The 26850-nt window shown below is 52.1% G+C and carries 21 protein-coding genes; 1 reads left to right on the top strand and 20 read right to left on the bottom strand.

Going from position 1 to position 26850, the window contains the following annotated elements:
• Nucleotides 1–8: 8 nt before the first annotated feature.
• The 15 genes from fliO to JYB63_RS15180 all read right to left on the bottom strand — a co-directional run bounded on the left by fliO (nucleotide 9) and on the right by JYB63_RS15180 (nucleotide 15065).
• Nucleotides 9–446: a flagellar biosynthetic protein FliO gene (gene fliO / locus JYB63_RS23400; RefSeq protein ID WP_205658759.1), complete on the bottom strand. Its 438-nt coding sequence runs from the start codon at nucleotides 444–446 to the stop codon at nucleotides 9–11.
• Complete coding sequence (gene fliN / locus JYB63_RS15245; RefSeq protein ID WP_205658758.1) at nucleotides 446–895, bottom strand: flagellar motor switch protein FliN; 450 nt, start codon at nucleotides 893–895, stop codon at nucleotides 446–448. Before fliN ends, fliO begins: the two co-directional genes overlap by 1 nt.
• A gap of 67 nt (nucleotides 896–962) precedes the next feature.
• Entirely contained in the window at nucleotides 963–1934 is a 972-nt protein-coding gene (gene fliM, locus JYB63_RS15240; RefSeq protein WP_205658757.1) for a flagellar motor switch protein FliM, read from the bottom strand.
• 10 nt (nucleotides 1935–1944) lie between these two features.
• Nucleotides 1945–2466 (bottom strand): flagellar basal body-associated FliL family protein, encoded by a 522-nt coding sequence (locus JYB63_RS15235; RefSeq protein ID WP_205658756.1) that lies wholly within the window; start codon nucleotides 2464–2466, stop codon nucleotides 1945–1947.
• 165 nt (nucleotides 2467–2631) lie between these two features.
• On the bottom strand, nucleotides 2632–4467 hold the full coding sequence (locus tag JYB63_RS15230; protein ID WP_205658755.1) for a flagellar hook-length control protein FliK: 1836 nt from the start codon (nucleotides 4465–4467) through the stop codon (nucleotides 2632–2634).
• Nucleotides 4468–4577: 110 nt separating this feature from the next.
• A complete protein-coding gene (fliJ, locus tag JYB63_RS15225; RefSeq protein ID WP_205658754.1) occupies nucleotides 4578–5018 on the bottom strand; it encodes a flagellar export protein FliJ in 441 nt (146 codons plus the stop codon).
• The gene (fliI, locus tag JYB63_RS15220) at nucleotides 5015–6391 is read right to left on the bottom strand and encodes a flagellar protein export ATPase FliI (protein ID WP_205658753.1); all 1377 of its coding nucleotides are present in this window, start codon (nucleotides 6389–6391) and stop codon (nucleotides 5015–5017) included. Before fliI ends, fliJ begins: the two co-directional genes overlap by 4 nt.
• Nucleotides 6384–7136, bottom strand: a complete 753-nt coding sequence (locus JYB63_RS15215) for a flagellar assembly protein FliH (RefSeq protein WP_205658752.1) — start codon at nucleotides 7134–7136, stop codon at nucleotides 6384–6386. The genes fliI and JYB63_RS15215 overlap by 8 nt, the downstream gene beginning before the upstream one ends.
• Before the next feature lie 3 nt (nucleotides 7137–7139).
• Nucleotides 7140–8162: a flagellar motor switch protein FliG gene (fliG, locus tag JYB63_RS15210; protein WP_205658751.1), complete on the bottom strand. Its 1023-nt coding sequence runs from the start codon at nucleotides 8160–8162 to the stop codon at nucleotides 7140–7142.
• Complete coding sequence (gene fliF / locus JYB63_RS15205) at nucleotides 8155–9825, bottom strand: flagellar basal-body MS-ring/collar protein FliF (RefSeq protein ID WP_205658750.1); 1671 nt, start codon at nucleotides 9823–9825, stop codon at nucleotides 8155–8157. The genes fliG and fliF overlap by 8 nt, the downstream gene beginning before the upstream one ends.
• A 41-nt stretch (nucleotides 9826–9866) precedes the next feature.
• Nucleotides 9867–10211, bottom strand: a complete 345-nt coding sequence (gene fliE, locus JYB63_RS15200) for a flagellar hook-basal body complex protein FliE (protein ID WP_205658749.1) — start codon at nucleotides 10209–10211, stop codon at nucleotides 9867–9869.
• Between the two features lie 188 nt (nucleotides 10212–10399).
• The gene (locus JYB63_RS15195) at nucleotides 10400–11023 is read right to left on the bottom strand and encodes a 3'-5' exonuclease (protein ID WP_205658748.1); all 624 of its coding nucleotides are present in this window, start codon (nucleotides 11021–11023) and stop codon (nucleotides 10400–10402) included.
• A 17-nt stretch (nucleotides 11024–11040) separates the two neighbouring features.
• Nucleotides 11041–12855, bottom strand: coding sequence for a DUF294 nucleotidyltransferase-like domain-containing protein (locus JYB63_RS15190; RefSeq protein WP_205658747.1), 1815 nt, complete (start codon nucleotides 12853–12855; stop codon nucleotides 11041–11043).
• Nucleotides 12856–12971: 116 nt separating this feature from the next.
• Entirely contained in the window at nucleotides 12972–14780 is a 1809-nt protein-coding gene (locus JYB63_RS15185) for a sodium:solute symporter family protein (RefSeq protein WP_205658746.1), read from the bottom strand.
• Between the two features lie 27 nt (nucleotides 14781–14807).
• Nucleotides 14808–15065 (bottom strand): DUF4212 domain-containing protein, encoded by a 258-nt coding sequence (locus tag JYB63_RS15180; RefSeq protein ID WP_205658745.1) that lies wholly within the window; start codon nucleotides 15063–15065, stop codon nucleotides 14808–14810.
• 365 nt (nucleotides 15066–15430) lie between these two features.
• On the opposite strand from JYB63_RS15180, the gene JYB63_RS15175 reads away from it, so the two are divergent.
• A complete protein-coding gene (locus JYB63_RS15175; protein WP_205658744.1) occupies nucleotides 15431–19387 on the top strand; it encodes a NahK/ErcS family hybrid sensor histidine kinase/response regulator in 3957 nt (1318 codons plus the stop codon).
• Nucleotides 19388–19434: 47 nt separating this feature from the next.
• Here JYB63_RS15175 and JYB63_RS15170 read toward each other — a convergent pair whose 3' ends face one another.
• The 5 genes from JYB63_RS15170 to JYB63_RS15150 form a co-directional block, all read right to left on the bottom strand.
• Nucleotides 19435–20100, bottom strand: coding sequence for a response regulator transcription factor (locus JYB63_RS15170; protein WP_205658743.1), 666 nt, complete (start codon nucleotides 20098–20100; stop codon nucleotides 19435–19437).
• A 283-nt stretch (nucleotides 20101–20383) separates the two neighbouring features.
• Nucleotides 20384–22336, bottom strand: coding sequence for an acetate--CoA ligase (acs, locus tag JYB63_RS15165; RefSeq protein ID WP_205658742.1), 1953 nt, complete (start codon nucleotides 22334–22336; stop codon nucleotides 20384–20386).
• 431 nt (nucleotides 22337–22767) lie between these two features.
• Nucleotides 22768–24132, bottom strand: coding sequence for a sigma-54-dependent transcriptional regulator (locus JYB63_RS15160; RefSeq protein ID WP_205658741.1), 1365 nt, complete (start codon nucleotides 24130–24132; stop codon nucleotides 22768–22770).
• Nucleotides 24133–24182: 50 nt separating this feature from the next.
• Nucleotides 24183–25304: a sensor histidine kinase gene (locus JYB63_RS15155; RefSeq protein WP_205658740.1), complete on the bottom strand. Its 1122-nt coding sequence runs from the start codon at nucleotides 25302–25304 to the stop codon at nucleotides 24183–24185.
• A 3-nt stretch (nucleotides 25305–25307) separates the two neighbouring features.
• Nucleotides 25308–26729: a sigma-54 dependent transcriptional regulator gene (locus JYB63_RS15150; RefSeq protein ID WP_205658739.1), complete on the bottom strand. Its 1422-nt coding sequence runs from the start codon at nucleotides 26727–26729 to the stop codon at nucleotides 25308–25310.
• Nucleotides 26730–26850 lie beyond the last annotated feature (121 nt).

Raw genomic sequence — 26850 nt, 5'->3', positions numbered from 1 at the left:
CAATTTCTTCATTGTGGTTTAACCCTGTTTAGTGCCTGCTGCAACTTCACAGCAAAATCCCCTTTTTCACCCACCTCGATCAGCGGCTCATCATAACTGGCCAACAGGTTCACCCGACCCGGTGCAACGCCCAACAGTAACTGCTGCTCACCGGCCTGAACCAGAACAACTTTTTCCCGGGCAGTCAGTGGTAACGCGGCAATAACCTGTAGACGTTTATTTTGTCCCGGTAAATTTGAGTAACGGCGCAACAGCCAGGCAAGCGTAAAGATCAGCCCGATCACAACAATCAGGCCCAGCGCCAACTGGGTAATTGCCCCTGAATTGAAAGGTTCTTTATATACCAGGCCAGTAGCCGGAGCGGGAACCGCACCGGATACCGTATCTGCCAGCAGCCAGAATGACTGCAGCGAAGTTATTACAAACAGACAGACACGCCAGACCACTAGCGCAGCTTCTCGATACGTTCTTCAGGACTGATCACATCGGTAAGACGGATACCATAACGGTCGTTAACAACTACTACTTCACCATGAGCAACCAGCGTACCGTTTACTTTTACATCCAGCGGTTCACCGGCAACACGGTCCAGCTCAATCACTGATCCCTGATTAAGCTGCAGCAAATTACGGATAGGAATTTCCGCATGGCCTACCTGCATGGATATGGTCACGGGGATATCCAGAATCACATCCAGCTTCGGGTCTTTTACAATAGCAGCGTCATCAATCAGCTCATCAAGCTCTACCTTCTGAGCAGCTTCACCGGTAGCCTGCTCTGCCAGGGCATCGCCCCAGTCAGCATCACCGCCGGCATCGCCAACCTGCTCGGCCATTGCCGCGCCCCAGTCATCTGCCATTGCGTCCTGATCGACGTTACCTGTTTCATCACTCATACAAGCGTTCTCATTATGTAACTGATTACAGCCAAGTTAACCCTATACAGTTAAGCTTAGCGAATTTTTATCGTTTTATTTCATGGAGGATTTTTACTGCAAGATTCCCTCGGGACGTCCCCAGGTTACAGGTAAAAATCGGTACCCGGTTAGCCGTCAGCTTGAGCTTATCCGGTATATCAATCGGGATAATATCACCCACCTCAAAATCCACGACATCACGCAGGGTTAACTGCCGCTCAGCAATGGAAAGGCCAAGCTCCATCGGTGCGCCAAGCACTTCCTGCTGCAAACTTTTCAGCCACTGCTCATCAAGTTCTTCTTCGGCACGCTGATAGCCGGAAACAAGCGTATCCTTGATTGGCTCCAGCATGGCGTAAGGCATGGTGACATGAAACTCACCCATACCGCCATCCAGATCCACCTGAAATGAGCTAACCACAACCACTTCTGAAGGGTTGATAACATTCGCCATGGCCGGGTTTACTTCGTGACCACTGACTTCAAACTTCAGCGGCATAACCGGCTGCCAGGAGTCTTCCAGATCACCAAAAAACTGACCGATAACCTTATTAATCAGACGCAGCTCAGTCGGGGTAAATTCCCGGCCCTCGATTTTAGCGTGACGGCCATCACCACCGAAGAAGTTATCCACCAGTTTAAAAACCAGCTTGGCATCCATAACCAGCAACGCGGTTCCCCGCAACGGCGACACCCGCAGCAGGTTAATACTGGTCGGTACATACAGCGTATGAATGTAGTCGCCGTACTTCATAATCTGTACACCGCCGACAGATACATCTGCATTACGGCGCAACAAATTAAACAGGCTGATTCGGGTATGACGGGCAAAACGCTCATTGATCATTTCAAGCGTCGGCATCCGGCCACGGACAATTCGCTCATGGCTGGCAAGGTCGTAAACCCGTACCTCGCCCGTATCCTGAGGCTCTTCTTCCTGCGTTTCTACCTCACCGCCATCAACACCATGTAATAGGGCATCAATTTCGTCTTGTGAAAGCAGGTCTTTAACGGTCATACATTAACCTTCACTGCATAATAAAACCGGTAAACAGGACTTTCTCTATCCCCGGCTTACCGATTTTATCCTGCATTTCTGCCTGAATTTCCTGAGTGGCTGCAGCCTGCAGATCCAGCTTGCCCTGCAGAGTACGTAACGTTGACAGTGACTGGTTACTGAACAGGCGGGTAAGGCGATTAACAATGCGCGGCATATGCTTGGTCAGCGCAGCAACCACTTCGTCATCACGGGATTTAGTCTCAACATAGACCTGAAGATAATGGGTTTTGCCGTCATTACTGTTAATGGTAACGGTAAAGTACGGATCCCCGGAAAGAATTCGAATCTTACTGTATTGCGCCTGCTGCTTCACAGGTGCTGCAGCTTCCGCTGGTTCGGCAGCTTCATCAGAGCCACCCAGAAACATCATACCGCCCACGGCACCACCCGCCGCAAGCACGATTGCACCCACAATAATCAGGATAAGCTTCAGCTTACCGCCTTTTTTGCCTTCACCGGCACCATCTGCTTCAGTATTTTCTTCAGCCATCGAACATCCCAGCGGCATACAGCCGATTTATCTTAGAATAATGGGCCTAATATAACATACTGATTCAGCAGCGGAAGCCACCAAATTCCGCATTACGCGCAGAAGAAAATGAATCCTCAGATGGACTTTTTAAAAAACTGCACTAAGCAGAGTTAAAACAGCTGTTTAAGCATAATAATCAACCATGGAAATGCTTTGCGCAGCCTGCCCGGCAATCACTTCAGGCTCATCATCCAACTCCCCTTCAGCACCGTATCCACCACTGGCAAATGCCTCCCGTTGCTGCGTATCTTCACGCTGCTGAGAACTCTGATCTTCAACTGATGAATCAGCCAGCTCCAGGCCCTGCTCTGCAAACATTTCCCGCAGTCTCGGCAAACTTTGCTCCAGTGAATCCTTCACACTGGCATGAGGCGTATTAAACACCACACTGACCTGCTCGTTCTTAATTTCAAGCTTCACATTCAGGCTACCCAGCTCAGGCGGATCCAGACGAATCTCCGCTACTTTACCGTTCTGCGATGCCAGCCATACAACCCGGTCACTGACTGCCTGTCCCCAGGCAGGATTACCTGGCCGTAATCCTTGCTGCATCTGTAGCTGATGTGGCTCAGCGCCAGCTTTTTCAGCCCGAACAGCACTGCTGTTTGCCAGTGACGCAGAGAGTGAATCTGCAAAACCTTCAGTCTTCACCGTTTCCGCACCGGAAGCCCTGGCTGCCGATTTACTGACAGCCTGATCAGCCAACTGATCCGTTAACAGTGAGGCTGAATTCTGTAATTTTGCCAGACTGTCCGCCGCCGGGCTTACACCAGTCGGCAGAGCAGATTTCTGCCCGTCAGCGGCCTTATTATCTGCCACCAAACCTTTAAGCAGACCATTTTCCTCTGCGCCTCGCTGTGCAGCGACTCCGACCTGACGGGACTCAGCTTTCTGCTCTTCTGCAGTAACGCCTGCAGCATTAGCAACAACACCTTCCTGCCCCGGCAACACGGACTTGCCGGCCTGAGCGTCCGCTGCCCGCTGGGCCAGTTGCTGTACCTGTGCATTAACCTTTTGCTCTTCCGCTGCCGCTGGCACTAATGGTTGCGACTGTTTTCCGGCTACTTCCGGCTGAACAACAGCAGACTCAGCAACAGCGTTTGCTGACCGGCTGGTAGCTGCAACAACAGTTTCAGCTGACTTTTCTGCGACAGGAGCTGTCTGAGCCACAGCACCTGGCTGAGCAACTTTATCACCGCTGCTCACAGAAGCTGATGTTTCAGTAACCGCAGCGGCCTTAACTTCACCAGCCACAGGTTTTACAGAGGATGCAAGCTGCTCCGCAGACTGATTAGCTAACTGCTGCGGGTTCTGCTGAGACACTGCCGAATCCTGCTTTACCCCAGCACTCTCAGAGACAACTGTGTTCTGCCGGGCACTCTGCTCGCCAGCCACGCTCGAATTACCCTCAGCTGCTGACTGCTGAGCGTTTACAAGCTCATGCACCGCTCTTGATAAAGGCGACTGATCAGTCGGCACGCCAGCAGATTGTGACGCCTGCTGGCCAACAACTGCTTGTGTATTAACAGGCTGAGACTCGGGAAGGGCTGCTAATCCTGAAAGCCCCTGAGATGAAGGAGACTGAGCATTTTCTTCCTGTATCAGCGAATACTCCGCCGACACATCCGCTTCCAGAAACTTTTTCAGCTGGCTAAGGGTTTCGCTGCCACCAATGGTCTGCTTTTCACCTGACTTATCGGCACCCGCCTGAACATCTGCCCTGGCAACCACCTGCTCCGAAGCCGGGGAGACAGCACCCGGCGGCAAACTTTCGCCGCCCTCTGCCTGCACCTGCCCCTGAGCAGTGACCAGAGCAGAAGTGCCGGTTTGTGACTGACTGGTTTGCAGAATCATTGCATTAAAATTTGCTCCAAGCCCTGCCGTTGCAGGCGCAGCGCCGGCCCCACCTATATCAAGAAGTGATCCGGTACCGGTCGAAACAGGAAGCATTGGATTCATATAGCAGCCCTACCTAAATATCTGAAAACGCAAAATACGCTTCTTTAGCGATATTGAAGCAGGATTAATGCCAACTTAGAAAATTATGCTCTGGCAGGTATGCCATTACATTAAATGAAAGGGGTACGAACTAACTGTGATCGCTCATCAATTTGCTGTTGCTGCTTTTTCTCATCAACCCGGCGCTCATCTTCACGAGCCTTATCAATCACCGAATCGATAGCTTTAAAATGGCCGTAAGCTGCTTTCCAGTGTTCACGGACTTTTTCCAGATGCTGCTGATCTGATTCAATCGCCAGTCGTTGCTGCTCAATCGCTGCACGGATTTTCTGCATAAACGCTTGATGGGTATCCAGCTGCTGGACATTCACCCCACCAGCGCCATTGGCATAAAAATTGTTCGCGTATTCCGCATAGTACTGTTCCAGCTGCTGCATGGTTTCCAGCCCTTTCTGAACACGTCCCTGAGAATCAGCCAGTAACTGATCCGCCTGCTTACGCTTGCGTTCCGCCTGCTCCAGAACAATCTCTAACCGCTTTGAACGTTTCACTGGTCAGCCTGCGCAGCTGCTGTTGTATCGCCGCCCTGCGGATTAGAAGATAAGACCATCGCCATACTCTGCAGACTGGTTTTGAAATCAAACGACTCATTCAGGCCCTGCTGAAGAAACTCACGCATTAACGGCATACGCTCGATGGCGAAATCGGTTTCAGGATCACTGCCCTTCATATAGGCCCCCACTGAGATCAGATCACTACTCTGCTGGTATTTAGCATAGATCTGTTTGAAGCCCATTGCCGCCTGCAAATGCTCAGGGGCAACAATCTGTGGCATGGCACGGCTGATGGACTGTTCCACATCGATCGCCGGGTAATGCCCCCGCTCTGCAAGCGAACGGGATAACACAATATGCCCGTCCAGAATCGCCCGGGCAGAATCCGCAATCGGATCCTGCTGATCATCACCTTCTGTCAGCACCGTATAGAAAGCTGTCACCGAGCCACCACCGTGGTCACCGTTACCGGCCCGCTCTACCAGCTTAGGCAATTTCGCAAACACCGAAGGCGGATACCCCTTGGTTGCCGGAGGCTCACCCACCGCCAACGCAATCTCACGCTGTGCCTGTGCGTAACGAGTCAGGGAATCCATCAGCAGGAGTACATTTTTACCCTGGTCACGGAAGTACTCAGCAATCCGGGTCGTTAACTGTGCCGCCCGCAAGCGCATCAGCGGTGAGTCATCCGCCGGTGAGGCAATCACCACCGAGCGCGCCATACCTTCTGCGCCCAGACTGTGATCGATAAACTCGCGCACTTCCCTCCCCCGCTCACCGATCAGACCAACAACGACTATTTCGGCTTCTGTAAAACGGGTCATCATCCCCAGCAAGACACTCTTACCCACACCACTGCCGGCAAATAATCCTAAACGCTGGCCTCGACCGACACTTAACAATGCGTTGATGCAGCGCACACCCACATCCAGGGTCTGATTAATTGGCTGACGCGCCAGAGGATTAATGGTCCGGCCGTGCAAAGGCACCCGGGTATCACACCCCAGAGGCCCGCGGCCATCCAGCGGTTTACCGACACCGTTGATCACCCGACCAAGAAGATTAAAACCAACCTCAACATCGCCCCCCCCCTGCTTCGGTAACACTTTGGCACCGGGTGCCAGCCCCTCAACCACGTCGATGGGCATCAGATAAATACGGTCACCGGCAAAGCCCACCACTTCTGCTTCAGTCGGCAAGCCCTTTTCAGGATATACGAGACAGTAATCCCCCATAGACGCTTTAATGCCCACCGCTTCAAGGGTCAGGCCGATCAGCCGGGTAATATGTCCCTGCGCAACAGGTACGGGAGGAATGTAAGAAACGTCATGAAAACGCGCCAGCCGGTCCAGCAGACGGTTATCACTCATTGTTCTGATCAGGCCCCTGATGGGCCACTTCGGTTAAATGCGCCTGCAGCTGGCTCGCCACAGACTGGAAACGGGTATCAACGGTATTATCGATCTGAGCGTTACCGGTACTGACCTTGCAGCCTCCGGCACTGACGGTGTCATCAGCAATCAGCCGCCAGTTTTCATGACGTTGCTGTAACGGCTCAAGCAATTCCACCTGCTCAGGGTGAACAGAGATATCAACAGCACCGGTTTCCCGGGGAAGCTGGGCAACCGCATCCTGCACGGCCTGGCGGACAGCATCTGCATTGGTCTGCAACTCTGCACCAACAACGGCACGCCCCAGCTCCAGCACCATCGCCACCAGCATGTGCTCAACATCATCATTAATCTGATCAAGCGGTTGTTCTAACTGCTGCAGCAAATTTTCCAGATGTGCTATCCGCTGGGAAACATCAGCGGTTCCGGACGCCATCCCTTCCTGGTAGCCGGCCTGCTGACCTTCCTGACGGCCGATCTCGTTACCTGACCGCAGCCCTTCCTGATAACCTTCCTGACGGGCGCTTTCACGAATAGACTCAAGCTCTGAAAGCGTCACTTTTTCAGCAACGATCTCGTCTTCGACAACCTCAATCTCTTCTTCTTTCTGCAGTTCATTCAGCGCCACCACGTGATGACTCTTCACCACAGGCAAATCCCATGGCTGAGTTACTACCGCTTCACCGGCGCGAATACGCACCATTGAACTGTCAATTGCCTTCATCGGTTAGAGCATCTCTTCGCCGCCGCCACCCAGCATGATCTCACCATCATCAGCAAGGCGACGTGCCACACCCAGAATTTCTTTCTGAGCTTCTTCCACTTCACTTACGCGTACCGGACCTTTCGCTTCCAGATCATCACGCAGCAAGTCGGCAGCACGCTTGGACATATTGCGGAAAATCTTTTCCTGCAGATTGGTATCAGCACCTTTCAGCGCGACAACCAGTACGTCAGTATTTACTTCCCGAAGAATAGCCTGAATACCGCGGTCTTCAATATCAATCAAGTTATCAAAGACAAACATAAGGTCGGAAATCTGATCGCCAAGACTCTCGTCCACTTCGCGGATCTTCTCCATGATATCCTGCTCAAGCGAGCTGTCGATGAAGTTCATAATCTCGGCTGTTGTCTTCAGACCGCCCAGCGACGCGGTCTGGCTGGACGCACCGGCAAACTGAGCTTCAAGAATATCGTTCAGCTCCTGCAGCGCTGAAGGCTGAATCTGATCCAGCGCGGTAATACGCATCAGAATATCCAGCCGGACGACTTCATCAAAACTGGCCAGAACAGCCGCAGACTGGTCCGCCTCAAGATAGGCAAGTACAACAGCCTGAATCTGAGGGTGCTCATAACGGATAATTTCAGCCACCTGACGGGGTTCCATCCATCGCAGTGTTTCAAGGCCGGAAGTATTCGTATTCATCAGGATACGGTCAATCAGCGTCTGGGCTTTTTCCAGCCCTAACGCCTGTCCCAGCATCTCTTTAATGTATATATCATTATTGATACCGATACTGGTCTGATCGCTGATAGCTTCCATAAAGTCAGCCATCACGGCTTCGACCGCTGACTGTGGAATATTATCCAGGTCATTCATCGCAGAACCGATCATCTGCACTTCTTTCTGACCCAGATATTTCAGAATCTCGGCAGCGTCCGCTTCGCCCATACTGATCAGCAGCACGGCCGCCTTCTGCAGCTTACTCAGTTCTATTCCCGGTTCAGGTGCCGGAGTTGGTTCACTCATCTTCGTTTACCCACTGACGGATAGCCTGCGCCACTTTGGCAGGGTCTTCAGCAATCATACTGCGAATAGCATTGAGCTGATACTCATAGGTCTCGTTAGGTGTCGGGGATAGCGCGCTGTCGATCCCACTGAACGTCACCTGATCCGCGGACATTCCGTCCATTTCCAAAGATTCCAGCTGCGCAGAAATATCACCCTCAGGTGTATTCTCATCCTTTTTCTCTTTCTGACTGGCAGCTGCAAGGTGATTCAGAATTGGCCGTAACAGACCAAATACCAGTAACAGAACGAACAGGCCGGCCGCCGCTTTTCTGGCAATATCCCACACCCACTCCTGCTGCCAGATCGGAATTTCTTCATCAACAAACTCTTCCGGCGCAGCAAACGGTGAATTCAGAACATTGACGCTGTCACCGCGCAGGGCAGAAAAGCCTACCGCGTCACGGACAAGAATTGTCAGGCGGTCCAGATCCTGCTGTGACCAGGCCGTTTTACCGGCCTCAGGTGAAGCACCGGCAGCAACGAAGTCATCCACAACCACCGCAACCGACAAACGTTTGACGCGCCCCATCTGATGGCGTGTATAACTGATAGAACGGTCCAGTTCAAAGTTTCGCGTCGCCTGCGAACGGGCACTCTGGGGAGGTTCAACCCCACCCGCGCCGGCTTCACCGTCAGCCACTTCAGGCACTGTAGCCACTCCCGGAGGCTGATTAGACAAGGCACCCGGAATTCCCCTGGCTTCATTACTGCCGGTCGTACTCTCATCCAGGGTTTGCTCACTGCGCAGGGAAGGCAAGTCCGGGTTAAAAATCTCATCCGTCTGCTCAACAGCAGTAAAATCCACCTCAGCAGAAACTTCCGCACGGAAGTTGCCCAGCCCGACAACCGGCTGCAGGATACTGTTCACACGGTTAAGTAATGTTTCTTCGATCTTACGGGTATATTCCAGCTGCTTAGCCGCCAGTACCACATCGACATCTGCATCACGGGTATTCAGCAGGCGCCCTTTCTGGTCAACAACCGTGACATCTTCACTGGATAAAGAAGGAATGCTGGAAGCAATCAGGTTGGCAATGGCTTCAACCTGGACCCGATCCAGTTTACGTCCGGCTAGCAACTCCAGAAATACAGACGCAGTTGGCTTGCGCTGATCGCGCACAAACACAGACTGTTTCGGCAATGCCAGATGCACCCGGGCCTTGCGAACAGAAACCATACTGCTGATAGTACGGGCTAACTCACCCTCAAGCCCGCGGCGATAACGGGCATTTTCCATGAACTGGCTGGTGCCGAGCCCCTGCTCTTTATCAAGCAGCTCGAACCCTACTGTGTTGTCACCGCTGAAACCTTCCGCAGCCAAACGCAGGCGCGCTTTGTGCAGCTGTTCATTAGGTACCAGGATCGAACGTCCTGAAGCGTCAAATTTATAAGGAATGGCAAATAACTGTAGCTGATCCACAATTTCATTGGCGTCAGCATAGGCAACATCATTGTACAGCACCCGATAGTCCGGCTCCTGAGACCACAGCACCACAGCAAAACCAATAGCGATAGTAGCCGCCAGACCGACCATCAGCCCCAGCTGACGAACCAGACTCAGACGATTGAAGCCAAAGGCTATACCCTTGCTACCACCCGCTGCCATAGATGCGTTTTCCATTTAGTTGAGTGCCCACACAACCGTTAATTCAATAAGCGCCATTAAATTGGCATCTTCATAACATCTTCATAAGCCGACACCATCCGGTTACGGACCTGGGTCATTGCCTCAAATGAAACCGATGCTTTTTCCATGCTGATCATTACCTGGTGAAGATCAACACCCGGGTCTCCCCGCTCAAAAGACGTCGCCAGTGCTTTGGCTTCCTTTTGCATGCCATTGACCTTATCTACCGCGCCTTTCAGCATTTCACCGAAGCCCGGGGTATCATCATTAACACCGGCCACAGGCATCCCCATAGGGGCCTGCTGCATCCCCTGCTGCGCCTGCGACTTCATCGCACGCATCTGTTCCAGGACAGAATTTATGTCGGCTCTTTCGATCATACCCACCTCAGAAATCGGCAATATATTGACATTATATGCGTAGACTAGGTCTATTCAAGTAATAATCCGGCGTATTCGCCAAAAAAACGTCGCCTAATAACGTCAAAAAACTATACATACTGAGTTAAAAGCAAAAAACGGGCCATCAGGCCCGTTTATTTTTTGACAGGTTGAACAAAGCAACCGCTTCAGATATTCGGCGTCTCGCCATACTTCAGGCGGACATACATAAGCGCGACGGTAATCGCATCGCCCAGCGCGGTATGCCGCTCTAATATAGGAATATCAAGATTCTTTGAAATGGTATCAAAACGCAGATCGGCATTACCGCCAATACTCCGCCATTTAATGATGTCGTGGTACACATGGGAAAGCTCAATCGCTTTACCCGGTAAGCCAAAACCGTAACGGGGCCGTAAAAACTTATCCAGCATGCGAATATCATAATTCACATAATACCCCAGTACCGGCCGGTTACCGACAAACGCCAGTACCTGCTCAAGTGCCTCATCCATATCTACACCGTCAACCAGATCAGCCGCACGGATTTTATGAATTTTGATTGAATCTTCTGTCAGACTCTTAGGCGGCTTAAGCTTGATATCCAGCCGCTCACTGGTGACTACCTTCTGCCCTCTGATTTTTACCGCGCCAATGGACAGTATTTCACCTTCTTTGACATTAAGGCTGGTCGTCTCGCAGTCCAGCGATACCACCTCATCACCGTCATAAGGCTCAAACAGCTCACCATGAGGCCCGGCCTTATGGTCTATCCGCTCTTTAAACTGTCTGATGGTACGGGGAATAATCATCCTGAATTTGCCTCCGGTTAGCCTGCCAGGTGATAACGCAATGCCAGATGCTTTTTAAATCCCTTCACTATATGCAGGGCATCACGCAACATATCGCGTTCCATTTTATCCAGAAGGGCCAGGTCAATGGTATTAGGCGTTTGATCAATGCCGTCCTGTTCCGCACGAACGACCTGCTGACCCAGCCGGACCTGAATAAACAATGCCAGTGCCTCGCACAGTTCACGGCCATGCTTTTCTTTAATCTGCCCCAGCTCTACCAGCGCCTCGATGCGCTTAAAGGTATTCGTTTCCAATACCCGGTATTCCAGCGCCAGTGTCCGGATACCATGAACAATCGGGAAGATACCGCCCTTTTTTACATCCAGCTGGCCTTTTTCTTTTAGGTTGCCGAAAAAGCTTAGCGGCGTATCAAACTCCAGTGCGACTTTGGCAAAATGCGCAAAAAACACTTTATTGCTCTGCAAATGGCGCATAAACCAGTTACGCGAGGTTTTGAAGAGCGCCTGATTACCGGCAACCGGGTGTGCATCAACGGCGATCGCCAGATTCATTTGCGCCGTACCGTCACAGTTCTGGGACCAGTCGCTTAATTGCTGTGTCCAGTCACCGATTGATTTCACCCAGGCAGGATTCGATACCATGATATTCCCCGGACATTCCGGAAACCCAAATGAGATCAGGGTATCGCTGAACTGACGGAGGGTTCTGTGCATATCCGGCCATATCAGCCCGTCACGGAATATAAGACCGTTATCCTGATCGGTCTTCATAATCTGCTCACCACGCCCTTCACTGCCCATGACGACCAAACACACATGGGGTTGCATATCCGGCGGAATAATCAGGTCGAACAGTTTGGCAATGATCCGGCCATTCATCGCGGCAATCAGATCCATCACAAAGCGGGCCTTCACTCCCTGCCCGACAACCGCTCGCACCAGATCACTCAACCCGGCGGCAGCATCCCGCAGGGCATCAATGGTATCTGCACGCTCAATGCGCAAACCGATCACATGGGAATGGCTTGAGAAATAGCTGAGCACGTCGGTCAGCTCTACCACACCGGTAAGCTGCTGGTCGTCCATCACCACAACCCGTTCAATATGCTGCTGGGTCATGGTGATCAGCGCATTAAACAGGTAATCGCCGGAAGCTGTTGTGATAAGCCGGTAGCTGGCAATTTCAGCCACATCCGTTTCCAGAGGAAAACCATCAATGACAATCGCATCCAGCAGATCCGTACCGGTTACCATGCCATAACGGTTGCCCCGCTTCACCAGCATGCAGTCCGCCCGTTTCTCCCGCATAAGCCGGGTCGCGGCTTCAATACTGCTGCCCTGCTCAACGATCAGGGGCTCACGGATAACACCGTCTTTAATCTGCGCCAGCATAAACTCGGCCATATCCTGGTCACCGCCCAGTTTTGAGCGGATCTCGGTTTTGGCCGACAGACTTTGCTGAAAGTAGTCAGCAAAGCGGCTGTTCTCTGCACAGAGATCCAACAGGGTTTTCGTCGGCAGGATATGACAAATGGTTTCTTCTTCGGCGATAAAGTTATGAATTGCCCGGCCCTTAATCGCCGACCAGCCGCCAAAGTAATCTTCTGCGGTGTAGTGAACAAACACGTGATCAACTTCACCGCCATCCGCATCATTTTCGCTGACCACACCTTTTAATATGACGTAGACACCTTCCGGAACGTCGCCGGCCGCCAGCACTGTCTCGCCGCGCTGGTAATAACCGATATCCAGACTGCCACGCAGCAACGCCTGCTCCGCTTCCGTGAGCAGGCTAAAAGGCATATTCGTCATATTAAAAGATGAAGGCATTTATACAGTCCTTTTTGCTGATTTATCCGCCCGTACCTGCCGGGCAGAAAAAAGGGCACACCTGCTCTCGCGGGTGTGCCCTTGTCACTCCTCTCCGTAAAAAGGGAGGTTAACGATTAGTGAGCGTGAGCAGCACCTGCACCCCGTGGGACACGGATATTCTCAACGATTTCCTGAATCTCAACCGGTGGTGGTGGAGTCATCATAGACACTGCGTACGCCACGATGAAGTTCAGAATCATACCCACGAAGCCGAAGCCACCTGTGGAAATACCCAGGAACAGATCTTCCTTCGCACCGCCCATAAAGGTGAAGTAAATCATGTAAGCCATGGTAGAACCCAGACCCACGATCATACCGGCAATCGCACCTTCTTTATTCATACGCTTGTTGAAGATACCCATCACGATAACCGGGAATACCGAGGATGAAGCCAGACCGAAGGCCAGCGCTACTACCTGAGCCACAAAGCCCGGCGGATTTATCCCGAAGTAACCGGCAATACAGATCGCAACGATGGCAGCAATCCGTGCGTACATAAGCTCCTGCTTATCCGAAATATTCGGATTGATACAGGTCTTCATCAAGTCATGGGAAATAGCTGTCGAAATTACCAGCAGCAGACCCGCTGCGGTCGACAGTGCCGCGGCCACCGCACCGGCAGCAACCAGCGCAATCACCCAGTTAGGCAACTGTGCTATCTCAGGGTTAGCCAGTACCATGATGTCACGGTCAACGTATACTTCGTTTGCATACGGTGCACCGTTCACAGCAGCAGGATCAGCAATTGGGTTAGTTACCGCACGCTCACCGAACTCACCACGGTTATCACCGTCGAAAGCAGGCTTACCTTTCTTGCCGTCAAACGCAGCTCCGGCAGCATACTGAACCTTGCCGTCACCGTTGTAATCATGCCAGCCCAGCAGGCCCGCATTTTCCCAGTTCTTAAACCACTGAGGCATCTGCGCATATTCTGTACCTGCGTTATCAGCACCGTTGATGGTCTGAATCAGGTTAACCCGGCCGAAACCGGCAACACCCGGTACTGAGGTATACAGAATGGCGATAAAGATCAGCGCCCAGCCAGCAGAAGTACGGGCATCTTTTACGCGAGGTACAGTGAAAAAACGTACGATTACGTGTGGCAGACCTGCAGTACCCGCCATCAGAGCAGCGGTTAAGCAGAAGATATCAATCGTGGATTTCTTACCCGCCGTATATTCAGCAAAACCCAGATCTGTGGATAACTGGTCAAGTGTTGCTAGAACAGACATACCGGAATCCAGTGTTGCACCCAGACCGATCTGTGGCAGGAAGTGGCCGGTGATCTGCAGTGACAGGAAGAATGCTGGCACAGTGAACGCCAGAATCAGTACACAGTACTGAGCAACCTGCGTGTAAGTAATACCTTTCATACCGCCCAGAACGGCGTAGAAGAATACGATTGCCATACCGATAATAACACCGGTGTTAATATCCACGTGCAGGTAACGGGAGAATACGATACCTACGCCGCGCATCTGACCGGCAACGTATGTGAAGGAAATCACAATGGTACATACAACGGCGATAATACGCGCTGTATTGGAGTAATAACGGTCACCGACAAAGTCAGGCACCGTGAACTTACCAAACTTACGCAGGTAAGGGGCCAGCAGCATCGCCAGCAGTACATAACCGCCGGTCCAGCCCATCAGATACGCACCGCCGTCACGGCCGATGAAAGACACCAGACCCGCCAGGGAGATGAAAGATGCAGCAGACATCCAGTCCGCTGCAGTTGCCATACCGTTTGCGACAGGGTGTACACCACCGCCAGCTACGTAGAATTCTTTTGTAGACCCTGCACGGGCCCAGATTGCGATACCGATATAGAGCGCAAAAGAGCCGCCTATAAACAGGTACGTCAGTACATCAAGACTCATAATACCGTCCTCAGATTCTTGTTATTGTTATTCGTGAACGTCGTATTTTTCATCCAGCTTGTTCATGCTGAACGCATAAGCCCAGATCAGGCCTACATAGACGAAGATAGAACCCTGTTGGTCGATCCAGAATCCTAACGGGAAGCCGAAGAACGGAATTGCATTAAGCTGTTCTACCAGCAAGATACCGCACACATATGAGACTACAAACCATATAGAAAGGTATGTAACGATAATGCGCAGATTTTCAGACCAATAGGCCTGAGCATTCTCAGACGAAGACATTGGCACCATCCTTATTTTTGTTATTGGGTTAATAGAATTTCGTCCTATAACGCTAGCAAAGCGCCCCTGTTTCCGATGCCCCGACTTTAGTCTCAGGCTATTTTATGAGCCCAACCGGACATCGCCGAAAGCCAGACATTACGGGGCATACAGCGATTTATTTTGCGCCGCAGCACAACAAGCTCTGTAGACAAAGGTATAATTCTGCCCGGCACGAATTCGCTGCATTTTTACTGCCCGACTGTGTTTAAATGGAGATCTGACACGTAAAAAAGACTGAATAAGAATTGCTGTGTCCGTACCGAACGCCCCCTCACAGACAGGCCTGTAAACGGTATTTATTCACAGCTCAGGAATCAGAAAATATGCTCTCTGGCGCATCGATTATTTTCATTTCACTGGCCTATGTAGGTCTGCTGTTTGCCATCGCGTATTTTGGTGACCGCAGCCGTAAAGGGCGCTCTTATGCCAGCAATCCTGTTATCTATTCTTTATCACTGGCGATCTATTGCTCATCCTGGACGTTTTATGGTGCCGTGGGGCGGGCCACCACCAGCGGCTGGGAGTTTCTGGCCACGTATCTCGGGCCGGTCTTAGTCTTTATTTTTGCCTGGCGCATCATTGAAAAAATGATTCTTGTCGGCAAACAGCAAAACACCACCTCCATCGCCGACTTCATCTCTTCCCGCTACGGTAAAAGTCAGTCACTGGCCATTCTGGTGACCGTCATTGCCGTATTCGGCACCATCCCCTATATCGCCATGCAGCTGAAAGCCGTGGCGATCAGCTTTGATGCCCTTACCCCCAACATCGCCGACGGCCTCAGCAAAGGTAGTGATACCGCACTCTTTGTTGCCCTGCTGATGGCGGTATTTGCCATCCTGTTCGGTACCCGGCATATCGATGCCACTGAGCACCACGAAGGCATGGTACTGGCCGTTGCCTTCGAATCCATTATCAAGCTGACCGCCTTTATCATGGTAGGCCTGTTTGCTGCCTTCGAGATTTTTGAAGGGGTAGATGACCTGATCTTTAATATCAGCCACCAGCTCAGCTATAACGCCAATTTCCGCGGCCCTCTGAGCAATGGCTTCGTTATTGAGGTATTGCTGGCCTGCGCCGCTATTATCTGTCTGCCCCGTCAGTTTCACGTTACCATTGTGGAAAACACCCGGGTAGATAACCTGAAAACCGCCCGTTGGCTGTTTCCTTTGTACATGATCCTGCTGGCCCTGTTTGTGTTACCGATTGCCACCGCGGGCATGACAGTCTTTAACCCGACCAATACCAACGCAGACACCTATGTACTGCTGCTGCCGTTACGCTCCGGCCATGAAAACCTTGCTGTATTCGCCTTTATTGGCGGCCTGTCCGCCGCAACCAGCATGGTAATCGTTGCCTCCATTACGCTGGCCACCATGGTCTGTAACGACATCATCATGCCGCTGCTACTGCGCATCTCATGGCTAAAACTCTCCGATAACAAAGACCTTGGCGCGCTGCTGTTACGGGTACGTCGCATCACCATTGTCTGCCTGATGCTCATGGCCTACTTCTATTACCGTATCCTCGGTGACCAGACATCACTGGCCTCCTTTGGCTTACTGGCATTTGCAGCAGCCGCTCAGCTTATTCCCGGGATCATCGGCGGTATTTACTGGAAGGAAGGCTCACGCTACGGGGTGCTGGCGGGTCTGAGCGCTGGCTTTATTCTGTGGATCTACACCCTGGTATTCCCGACACTGGCCAGTGTCGGATTACTCGACAACGACATTATCGAAAACGGCCTGTTTGGTTATGAAAGCCTTAAACCGATGGCCCTGTTCGGCATAACCGGATTGGACATACTCACCCACGGCACCCTCTGGAGTGTTGGTGTGAATGCCCTGCTCTATCTGGTCATTTCACACTACACATCACAGCGACTGGTTGACCGCATTCAGGCGAGCGCATTTGTTGACGCCTACAATAAGGACCTTAACGAATCCCAGCGCACCACCAATACACACGCCACCGTCAGCGATCTGCAAACCCTTGCGGAGCGTTTCCTGGGCACCAACCGGGCGCAGCATGCCTTTACTGATTTCGCCCTGAAATTCAGCCAGACTCCGCCACTGCCCAGTGAAAAAGCCAGCCATGAACTGATTCAGTTTACGGAACGCCTGCTGGCAGGTGCTATCGGCGCATCATCCGCACGCATCGTACTGGCCTCCACCCTGCGGGGCAAAGACATGCAAATCGGCGACATCGTTACCATTGTCGATGAAGCCTCTCAGGCACTGCGTTTCAACCGCTCCCTGCTGCAGTCCACCATTGAAAATATTTCCATGGGCATCAGCGTAGTGGATCAGCAAATGCGGATCGTAGCCTGGAACCGCCGCTATATTGAAATGTTTAATTACCCCGACGGACTGGTGTGTGTCGGACGGCCCATTGAAGACATATTCCGCTATAACGCCCGCCACGGAGAATACGGTGACGGTGACATTGAAGCATCCGTCAAAGCCCGCCTGGACGCTATTCGCTCCGGAGACAATCAGGCATACGAACGCCACCGCCAGAACGGTACCGTCCTGGAGATTCGCGGTAACACCATGCCGAATGGTGGCTTTGTGAATACCTACATGGATATCACCGACCACAAAGAGGTTCAGGAAGCCCTGCGTGAAAGTGAACAGAACATCCGGATTTACACCGACAATGTGCCGGTACTGATCGCCTATCTGAATAACGACCAGTACTATCAGTTCGTCAACAAATCCTACGCCCAGACATTCGGCATCGACCGGCATAACATCGCCGGCATGCACTGTACCAGTGTTCTCAGCGAGGAAGAGTACAAACAGCGCTTACCCTATATAAAAGCGGCCGTTGCCGGCGAGCGCCAGCGGTTTGAAACCCAGTTACCAACGAAAGACGGCTCCCCCCGCTATGCCGAGGTTACCTATATCCCTCACTTTGGCTATCAGGGAGAGATCCCCGGGTACTTCACCCTCTATCAGGACATTACCGAGCGCCGGCTTGCAGAACAGGCCCTGCAGGAAACCAATGAAAATCTGGAACAGCGGGTTCAGGAACGGACTTACTCGCTGTCAGTAGTTAACAATGAGCTGCGCAAAGAAAACACCGTCAGAGCACTGATTGAGGATGAACTGCGCCAGGCCAAAGCCGATGCAGATGCCGCCAACCTGGGTAAAACCCGCTTCCTTGCGGCTGCCAGCCACGACGTACTCCAGCCCCTGAACGCTGCCCGGCTGTTTACCTCAGCACTGGCACAGCAACAGCACAGTGAAGCAACCACCCAATTGATAGAAAATCTGGACGGTTCACTGAAAGCCGCTGAAACGCTAATCTCGGCGATACTGGATATATCCAAGCTGGATGCCGGTGCACTGGTGCCTAACCGTAGTCACTTCAGCCTGACAACCCTGTTTGAAAACCTGAATACGGAATTCACCGCACTGGCCAATGAAAAAGGCCTGCAGTTCCACTTTGTAAACTGCCATCGAATCGTACATTCCGATCCGCAACTTCTCCGGCGGGTGCTGCAAAACTTCATTTCCAATGCCATTCGCTATACCCAGAAAGGCAAGATCCTGCTGGGCTGCCGGCATACAGGCAACAGTATCCGGATAGAGGTATGGGACACCGGCGTGGGCATTCCAGAAGACAAGCTCAGTGAAGTATTTGAAGAGTTCAGACGGATCAACAACCCTAAACACTCCAAAGTAGAAGGCCTGGGCCTTGGTCTGGCGATTACCGAACGTATCGCCCATATTCTTGAGCATCCGATTAGCGTCCGCTCCTGGCCCGGCAAGGGCACCGTTTTCAGTGTCAATGTGCCACTCGGGGAAACCAGCAAGGCCATTAAACAGCAACCGGAGAACCGTGGCTGGACCCGCAGTAAGGGCCTGGAGGGGGTTAATGTGCTGGTTGTGGATAACGAGCCAAGTATTCTGGAAGGCATGACCGCACTGTTGCAGGGCTGGTCCTGTAATACCTTATGCGCAACCTCCAGTGCAAACGCGGCGGCCCTGATCCGCGACGAAGATTTCACACCGGATATTATTCTGATGGACTACCATCTGGATGACAGCCTGACAGGCATCATGGCACTGAAAGATCTGGCACCTCTCTGGCCTGCCCCGGTACCGGCAGTAGTCATCACCGCAGACCGCACCGATGAAGTTCAGGACGAGATCCGCCAGTCGGCAGCACAGCACCTGAATAAACCGATAAAACCGGCAGCACTGCGCGCCATGATCAACAAACTCATTTCAGCTAACCGGCAACAAGAAGCTGAAACTTCCGGCCAGACGTAAAAAAGGGCCTGACGGCCCTTTTTTTCACACTGTTTTATATCCGGGTATTACGCCAGCTCAGTTTTCGGCGGCTCAACACCTAAGCGTTGTGCGGCAATCACGGCCTGAGTACGGCTGTGTACGCCCAGCTTACGCAAAATGGCCGTCACGTGGGCCTTAATGGTCGCTTCAGATACATTCAGCTCATAAGCGATCTGCTTATTCAGCAGCCCTTCGGTCAGCATCGTAAGTACACGGAACTGCTGTGGCGTCAGCGAGGCAAGATTGTTGGCAAACGCCTGATCTTCTGCCGGCACATCATCCATATTATCCGCCAGTGCCTGTGGCAGCCATTCTTCACCCTGCAACACTTTGGAAATCGCTTCAGCAATGATATCCAGCGGCGATGACTTAGGAATAAACCCGGATGCACCGTAATCAATGGCGCGCTTCATCACCACCGGTTCTTCACTGCCAGAAACCACCACAACAGGTATTCCCGGGTTTTGGCCCCTCAGGAATACCAGGCCGGTAAAACCGTTAGTCCCCGGCATATGCAGGTCCAGCAGGACCAGATCTGCGTCACTGTGTGTATCCACCGCTTCCTGAACAGCGGCCAGAGAATCAGCTTCTACAATTTCAACACCGGAAACAGCTTGAGTCACCGCCTGTTTAAGCGCTGCACGAAACAGCGGATGATCATCCGCAATGATTATTTTCTGCGCTAACTGCATTCAACCTCTCCCCATATGCATCATGTTACTTAGCATAGCAGTGAAAACTGCTCTGGCAGGACCAGCAACGGCCTGCAGCACACCACTTACATTAGCAACATATTATCACCGGCAACCTTTTAAACAAACTTCTGCCACCTGTCGTGGCGAATTTTATTGTTTAAGCTCAATAAGTTAGCCTTATACTTAAGTCGAAGAAACGACTCTGAATTACACTTAAAAATTACTTTCCCTTAAAAACAACAACGCCCCGTACAAAGACGGGGCACTGAATATTAAGCACTTATTTGCGGTTCATACGGTGCTCAATCAGGTCATCAACCACCGACGGATCCGCCAACGTTGAGGTATCACCCAGGGCGGCAAAATCATCTTCAGCGATCTTACGCAGGATACGGCGCATGATCTTACCTGAACGGGTTTTTGGCATACCCGGGGCAAACTGAATCAGATCCGGCGAAGCAATCGGGCCGATCTCCGCACGTACCCAGTTACGCAGCTCTTTCATCAGCTCGTCAGACTCTTCATAACCGGACTGCAGGGTCACGTACACATAGATACCCTGGCCCTTGATGTCATGCGGATAACCTACAACCGCCGCTTCAGCAACTGCCGCATGGGCTACCAGCGCAGATTCAACCTCTGCAGTACCCATACGGTGGCCGGATACGTTGATCACGTCATCAACACGGCCGGTAATCCAGTAATAACCGTCTTCATCACGACGGGCACCGTCACCGGTGGTATACATGCCCTTAAACGTTGAGAAGTAGGTTTGTACGAAGCGCTCGTGATCACCCCAGATTGAACGCGCCTGGGAAGGCCATGAGTCGGTCAGCACCAGATTACCGTCAACAGCACCGCTCAGTTCATTCCCTTCGTTATCCAGCAGTGCCGGCATAACACCGAAGAACGGACGGGTTGCAGAACCCGGCTTAGCCGCGGTAGCACCCGGCAGTGGCACAATCATCACGCCACCGGTTTCAGTCTGCCACCAGGTATCAACGATCGGGCAGTTTTCCTGACCGACAATCCGGTGGTACCACTCCCAGGCTTCAGGGTTGATTGGCTCGCCCACAGAACCCAGAATCCGCAGTGAAGAAAGATCGGCATCACCCAATACATCTTCACCCTGCTGCATCAGTGCACGGATAGCGGTTGGTGCAGTGTAGAACTGATTTACTTTATGCTTTTCGATAACACGGCCGAACCGGCTATTATCCGGGTAGCTCGGCACACCTTCAAACATCAGTGTTGTTGCACCGTTCGCCAGCGGGCCATAAACAATGTAGCTGTGTCCGGTTACCCAGCCCACGTCTGCTGTACACCAGTAGATATCGCCGTCTTTATAATCGAATACATACTCATGGGTCATAGACGCATACACCATGTAACCACCGGTTGTATGTTTCAGACCTTTAGGTGCACCGGTAGAGCCGGAGGTGTAAAGAATAAACAGCGGATCTTCGGCATTCATTTCTTCTGCCGGGCAATCCGTGGACGCCGCTGCGGTCAGTTCTTCATACCACTTATCACGGCTGGCATCCCAGGTTACATCCTGATCTACACGCTTCACCACCAGCACGCTGCTGATGCAGGCTGCTACCGCAGGGTTTTCCAGCGCTTTATCCACGTTTTCTTTCAGTGGAACCGCTTTACCGCCACGCAACGAATAGTTAGCAGTAATGACAACTTTAGAGTTCGCACCTTCGATACGTGCGGCCAGGGCTTCCGGTGAGAAACCACCGAAAACAATGGAGTGCACCGCACCGATACGGGCACAGGCCAGCATTGCGACTGCCGCTTCCGGGATCATCGGCATATAAAGAGTTACAACGTCACCTTTTTGAACACCCTCACCTTTCAGTACATTGGCAAAACGACTGACACGCTCATGCAGATCGCGGTAAGTAATATTCTCTGACTCACTCGGGTCATCCCCTTCCCAGATAATCGCCGTCTGGTCGCCACGGGTTTCCAGATGCCGGTCCAGACAGTTATAAGCCGCATTCAGAGTGCCGTCTTCATACCAGCGGATATCCACATTGTGCGGATCAAAAGAGGTGTTCTTAACTTTGGAGTAAGGCTTAAACCAGTCGATACGCTTACCATGCTCGCCCCAGAACGCATCAGGATCGTTAACTGACTGCTCGTACATCGCTGTGTATTTTGCGTTATCGATATGCGCAGAAGCGGCCATCGCTTCAGAGACCGGATACATCTTAGAGTCGCTCATGATCATGCCCTTAACTTGTTATTTTATATTCGTTATCAGCGGATAATGCAGAACAGCGCACGTCACTGCTATGCATTCATGCTCAGGTTTCAGCGTGCAGCGGCACCGACTGTTCCCGACAAAAGATTCATTATATAGACGCCGGGAGTTGGCCAGACGCGAAAATCTGTTCCTGATTTAATTAATTACTCTACTAATACCATGCTTTTTGCAGCATTGCCTCACAGGCTGACAGTAAAGCGTTTTCAGCATTCATCTGATGTCTGATCAATGTATAAAGACTGCCCTGCTGCCTAAATTAGACATTGGTCGATTTACAGCAAGCCATTAGTCTTACACGGAATCGGACTGAGAGTAGCGCTGCGGCTGGGTTTGAACAAGTGATTCCCGGTTCTGCAAATGTTGCCATTTGCAGAACACAGCCTGGCAAATCAGCCCAGCATGGCATCCAGATCCACACCGTCTTCACGCATTTTTGCCAGCTTATAGCGCAGCGTCCGGGGACTGATACCCAGTTGCTGAGCAGCATCTTTACGGCTGCCTCCGGTTTCCCTGAGGGTATCAATGATCAGCTGATACTCATGCTGGCGCACACCGGCAACCAGCGGATTTGAATCACTCCCTGAAGACAGCTCAACACTGGTATCAAACTCGGCGGTCTGAATACTGGTGGGCTGAATGTGCAGATCACGGGCACTGATCAGCGCGCCTTGTTGCAGAATCAGCGCGCGCTGCACCACGTTATCCAGCTCCCGGACATTACCCGGCCAGTCATAATTACTCAGTGCCTGCTCAGCATCCTCACCCAGAGAAACGGCCGTGCGGTTCATCTTCAGTGAGTACTTACTCAGCAAGCGCTTGGCCAGCGGTACAATATCTGCCCGGCGCTCTCGCAGCGGCAACCACTGCAACGGAAACACATTCAGACGGTAGTACAGATCTTCACGGAATTTATTCTCGCCCACATAAGACTCAAGCTTACGGTTAGTGGTCGCCAGAATCCGCACATCCAGACTGATGACTTTACGGCCACCGACCCGCTCCACTTCCTGCTCCTGCAGGACACGCAACAGCTTGGCCTGCAGGCCAAGATCCATCTCGGAGATTTCATCCAGCAAAATAGTCCCGCCGTTAGCCTGTTCAAACTTACCCGGGTTACTGCTGTACGCACCGGTAAATGCGCCCTTTTCGTGACCGAACAGCGTCGCTTCCAACATGCTTTCCGGAATGGCTGCACAGTTAATGGCGATGAACGGCTGATCCGCTCGTGGAGAATGGTTATGAATGTACTGGGCCAGCACTTCTTTACCGGTACCGCTTTCGCCGGTAATCAGTACGGTGGAGTCGGTTTCTGCCACTCGCCGGGCAACCTGCAACAGTTGTTTACTGGAGTTTTCTTCCGCCACCGGCTGCAGATTATCCTGCTTACGGATCTGCGTGCCGGTATAACGTTTTACTACTTCAATCAGTGCATCCGGCTCAAAGGGCTTCATCAGATAATCCACAGCACCGCTGCGTATTGCATCCACCGCTTTATTCACCTGCCCGTAGGCGGTAATCAGCATCACCGGCAAACAGGGATGTTGCTGCTGTATTTTTTCCAGTAATTCATGGCCGTCCATGCCGCCCATATTGACGTCACTGACCACCATATCTACCGACTGCTGACTCAGCAGTGTCAGTGCATCTTCACCGGACTCGGCTTCGAGACAACCGAAATCGGCCAGTTCCAGTGTATCGACCAGCGCTTCTCTCAAGCTGGCATCATCTTCAACCACCAGTATCTGCGTCGCCATGTATTTTCCCGTTTCGTTATCTGTATAAATTCAAAAAAACAGCCGGTTTATCAACTGCTGACGTTAGCATCTTTTTCGTAAGGCAATAAGAACGCTGCCCGCGTGCCCTTACCGAGCTCTGACACCAGTACAAATTCACCGTGATGCGCTTTGGCAACCACCTGTGCCACCGCTAACCCCAGGCCGGTGCCGTGTGATTTAGTCGAGTAAAACGGCTCCAGTACTTTCCGGCACTGCTCCTGATCCATGCCCGGACCATTATCTGCCACCATCAGGCACAGCCTTTCCTTAAGCACTGATGCTTCAATGCTTAACTCAGCGCCCTTACCTGTCGCCTGCAGGCTGTTTTCAACCAGATTCATCAGTGCGCCCAGTAAGGCTTCTTTATTACACTGCAACTGAAGGTCCGGGACCGCATTAATACATTCGCAGTCTGCATCCCAGGCCGCCAGCGGTACATCCAGTGCATCTTCAATATCGCGAAATAACTGCGCCAGGGTCAGACGGTCATCCAGACGGGTTTCCCCCCGGGCAAACACCAGCATATCGCGCACCTGATGCTCCAGATTTTCCAGCCGTGATTTAATTTTGCCAGCAAACTTAATCTGCTTATCTGTCTGCAAACCCGGCTTAATAAGATGACTCGCGTATAACAAAGCCGCCGACAGCGGCGTACGGATCTGATGTGCCAGGGAAGCCATCATCCGGCCCATTTCAGACAACCGCTGATAATGAGCAACCTGCCCCTGTAAGAGCCGAGTTTCGGTCTGATCCGTCAGCATAATCAGCTGCCCGGTTTCAGACTCAAGCGAGCGGGTAGACAAACTCACCCGGCGGCCGCTTTTTAAAGATACCTCGTGTCCATCATCACTGCGCGGCGCAAAGCTTCGCTGAATAATCCCCAGCCAGGATTCCCCCAGCAACGGTTCCCCCAGCAGCTCTGCGGCTGCCAGATTCGCTTCGCTCACCAGACCACGGTGATCGACCACCAGTACGCCGGCAGGCAGGAGGTTTAACAGATTATCCATACGGCCGCTCAGGCGGGAGTTTTCTGCCTGTTGCTCAAGGTGCTGCCCCTGAGTATCCGCCAACTGAACTTGCAGGGCAGCTACCTGCTCACGCAGTTGCGCCAGTTCAGTATTCATCTCAGTGTTAGAGTTCTGATCGGCCATGGGTTATTTTCGCTGAATCCCGTACTTACGCATTTTCTCCACCAGCGTGGTCCGGCGAATTTGTAGCTTGTCCGCGGCTCTGGCAACAACGTTGTTGGTGGTATCCAGTGCCTGCTCAATCAGTACCTGTTCAATGCCTTCAAGATAGGCCTTCATATCAATACCCTCTTCCGGCAGCACATGTGCCCCGGGAGCATCTGACGCTTCAGCCTGGGCCTGATCAACGTCCAGATGTAACTGTGCCTTTAAACTGATATCACCGGCATCTTCTTCCAGATAACGGAATTTCTCCGGTAACTCACTGATACTGATAATGCTGTCCGGGTGCATGATGGTTAAACGTTCAATCAGATTCGCCAGTTCGCGGACATTGCCTGACCAGGGATGCTGCTGTAATGAACGGATAACCGCCGGCATGACTTTAATCCGGCCAAATCCATCCGCTTCGGCACGGCGGACAAACAGCTCAGTCAGGGTGGGAATATCTTCTGTCCGTTCACGCAGGGCGGGCATAGCAATCGGGAAAACATTCAGGCGGTAATACAGGTCTTCCCGGAACTTACCTTCATCGATCATCTCTTCCAGATTTTTATGTGTGGCGGCAATGATGCGCACATCACAGTCGATGGTTTTGGTACCGCCGACCCGTTCAAAGCACTTTTCCTGAATAACCCTTAGCAGCTTTACCTGCATATTCAGTGGCATATCACCAATTTCGTCCAGGAACAGTGTGCCGCCGTCCGCCAGTTCAAACCGCCCGGGACGGCTCGAAACAGCACCGGTAAAGGCACCTTTTTCATGCCCGAACAACTCACTCTCTAACAATTCAGAAGGTATGGCTCCGCAATTAAGCGGCACAAAGGGCCCGGCAGCCCGTGATGAAGCCTTATGCAGGCAATTAGCCACCACTTCTTTACCGGTACCGGACTCACCGTTAATCAGCACACTGACATCCCGTCCGGCCACTTGCGCCATCAGACTGCGAACGTCGTTCATAACGGCGCTGCCACCGGCAAGATCAGCAAACGCCTGTTGCAGCCCCCCGGCCAGTTCCGCCGGCTGACGCAAGCCTCTGAAAATCTGCGCCCGGTGTAACACATACTGCACATCTGACAGCTGCGACCCCGGTGTTAAGGTACCCAGTATTCTTTGCTGCAATCCTTCACTGGCCGCTTCAGGCTGCATCCAGTCCCCCACGGTGATCACCGGCGTTGCCTCATCCAGCCGCTGCGCCAGCAATTTTTCCAGATCAATCGGATGGTTACAGTGCCCCAGCATGACAGCCAAATATTCAGAACTCCGACCTTCCTCTGCCTGCAACCAGTCAACGTAACTCTCAGTCTGGCAGGCAATGCCGGCAAAAGTTAACCGGTCGGATAACTGCCGCCGGCTATCTGCATTGTCATCTACATAAAGAAGCTGCATATGTGTGTCATACCTGTGATCTGAACATACCTTCAGCACTAACGCCGTCACCCGGACGGTGTGCCTGAAACAGACAAAAAAACCTTAACGTCAAATTTATGACATATATTAAAACTTAACA

Origin of the sequence: Aliamphritea spongicola, assembly GCF_017051665.1 — a bacterium.
In the GTDB taxonomy this organism is placed as follows: domain Bacteria; phylum Pseudomonadota; class Gammaproteobacteria; order Pseudomonadales; family Balneatricaceae; genus Amphritea; species Amphritea spongicola.
Note: the sequence above shows the minus strand (reverse complement) of the source record. Positions and strands in the feature narration are given on the sequence as shown.

Excerpts from the sequence above, each read along its gene's own strand:
- JYB63_RS15175 (WP_205658744.1), top strand. The coding sequence starts at position 15,431 with ATGCTCTCTGGCGCATCGATTATTTTCATTTCACTGGCCTATGTAGGT.
- JYB63_RS15235 (WP_205658756.1), bottom strand. The coding sequence starts at position 2,466 with ATGGCTGAAGAAAATACTGAAGCAGATGGTGCCGGTGAAGGCAAAAAA.
- JYB63_RS15150 (WP_205658739.1), bottom strand. The coding sequence starts at position 26,729 with ATGCAGCTTCTTTATGTAGATGACAATGCAGATAGCCGGCGGCAGTTA.
- JYB63_RS15215 (WP_205658752.1), bottom strand. The coding sequence starts at position 7,136 with ATGAAGGCAATTGACAGTTCAATGGTGCGTATTCGCGCCGGTGAAGCG.
- fliG (WP_205658751.1), bottom strand. The coding sequence starts at position 8,162 with ATGAGTGAACCAACTCCGGCACCTGAACCGGGAATAGAACTGAGTAAG.
- fliM (WP_205658757.1), bottom strand. The coding sequence starts at position 1,934 with ATGACCGTTAAAGACCTGCTTTCACAAGACGAAATTGATGCCCTATTA.
- JYB63_RS15180 (WP_205658745.1), bottom strand. The coding sequence starts at position 15,065 with ATGTCTTCGTCTGAGAATGCTCAGGCCTATTGGTCTGAAAATCTGCGC.
- JYB63_RS15160 (WP_205658741.1), bottom strand. The coding sequence starts at position 24,132 with ATGGCGACGCAGATACTGGTGGTTGAAGATGATGCCAGCTTGAGAGAA.
- fliE (WP_205658749.1), bottom strand. The coding sequence starts at position 10,211 with ATGATCGAAAGAGCCGACATAAATTCTGTCCTGGAACAGATGCGTGCG.
- JYB63_RS15195 (WP_205658748.1), bottom strand. The coding sequence starts at position 11,023 with ATGATTATTCCCCGTACCATCAGACAGTTTAAAGAGCGGATAGACCAT.
- JYB63_RS15185 (WP_205658746.1), bottom strand. The coding sequence starts at position 14,780 with ATGAGTCTTGATGTACTGACGTACCTGTTTATAGGCGGCTCTTTTGCG.
- JYB63_RS15190 (WP_205658747.1), bottom strand. The coding sequence starts at position 12,855 with ATGCCTTCATCTTTTAATATGACGAATATGCCTTTTAGCCTGCTCACG.
- JYB63_RS15230 (WP_205658755.1), bottom strand. The coding sequence starts at position 4,467 with ATGAATCCAATGCTTCCTGTTTCGACCGGTACCGGATCACTTCTTGAT.
- fliN (WP_205658758.1), bottom strand. The coding sequence starts at position 895 with ATGAGTGATGAAACAGGTAACGTCGATCAGGACGCAATGGCAGATGAC.
- JYB63_RS15170 (WP_205658743.1), bottom strand. The coding sequence starts at position 20,100 with ATGCAGTTAGCGCAGAAAATAATCATTGCGGATGATCATCCGCTGTTT.
- fliI (WP_205658753.1), bottom strand. The coding sequence starts at position 6,391 with ATGAGTGATAACCGTCTGCTGGACCGGCTGGCGCGTTTTCATGACGTT.
- JYB63_RS15155 (WP_205658740.1), bottom strand. The coding sequence starts at position 25,304 with ATGGCCGATCAGAACTCTAACACTGAGATGAATACTGAACTGGCGCAA.
- fliF (WP_205658750.1), bottom strand. The coding sequence starts at position 9,825 with ATGGAAAACGCATCTATGGCAGCGGGTGGTAGCAAGGGTATAGCCTTT.
- acs (WP_205658742.1), bottom strand. The coding sequence starts at position 22,336 with ATGAGCGACTCTAAGATGTATCCGGTCTCTGAAGCGATGGCCGCTTCT.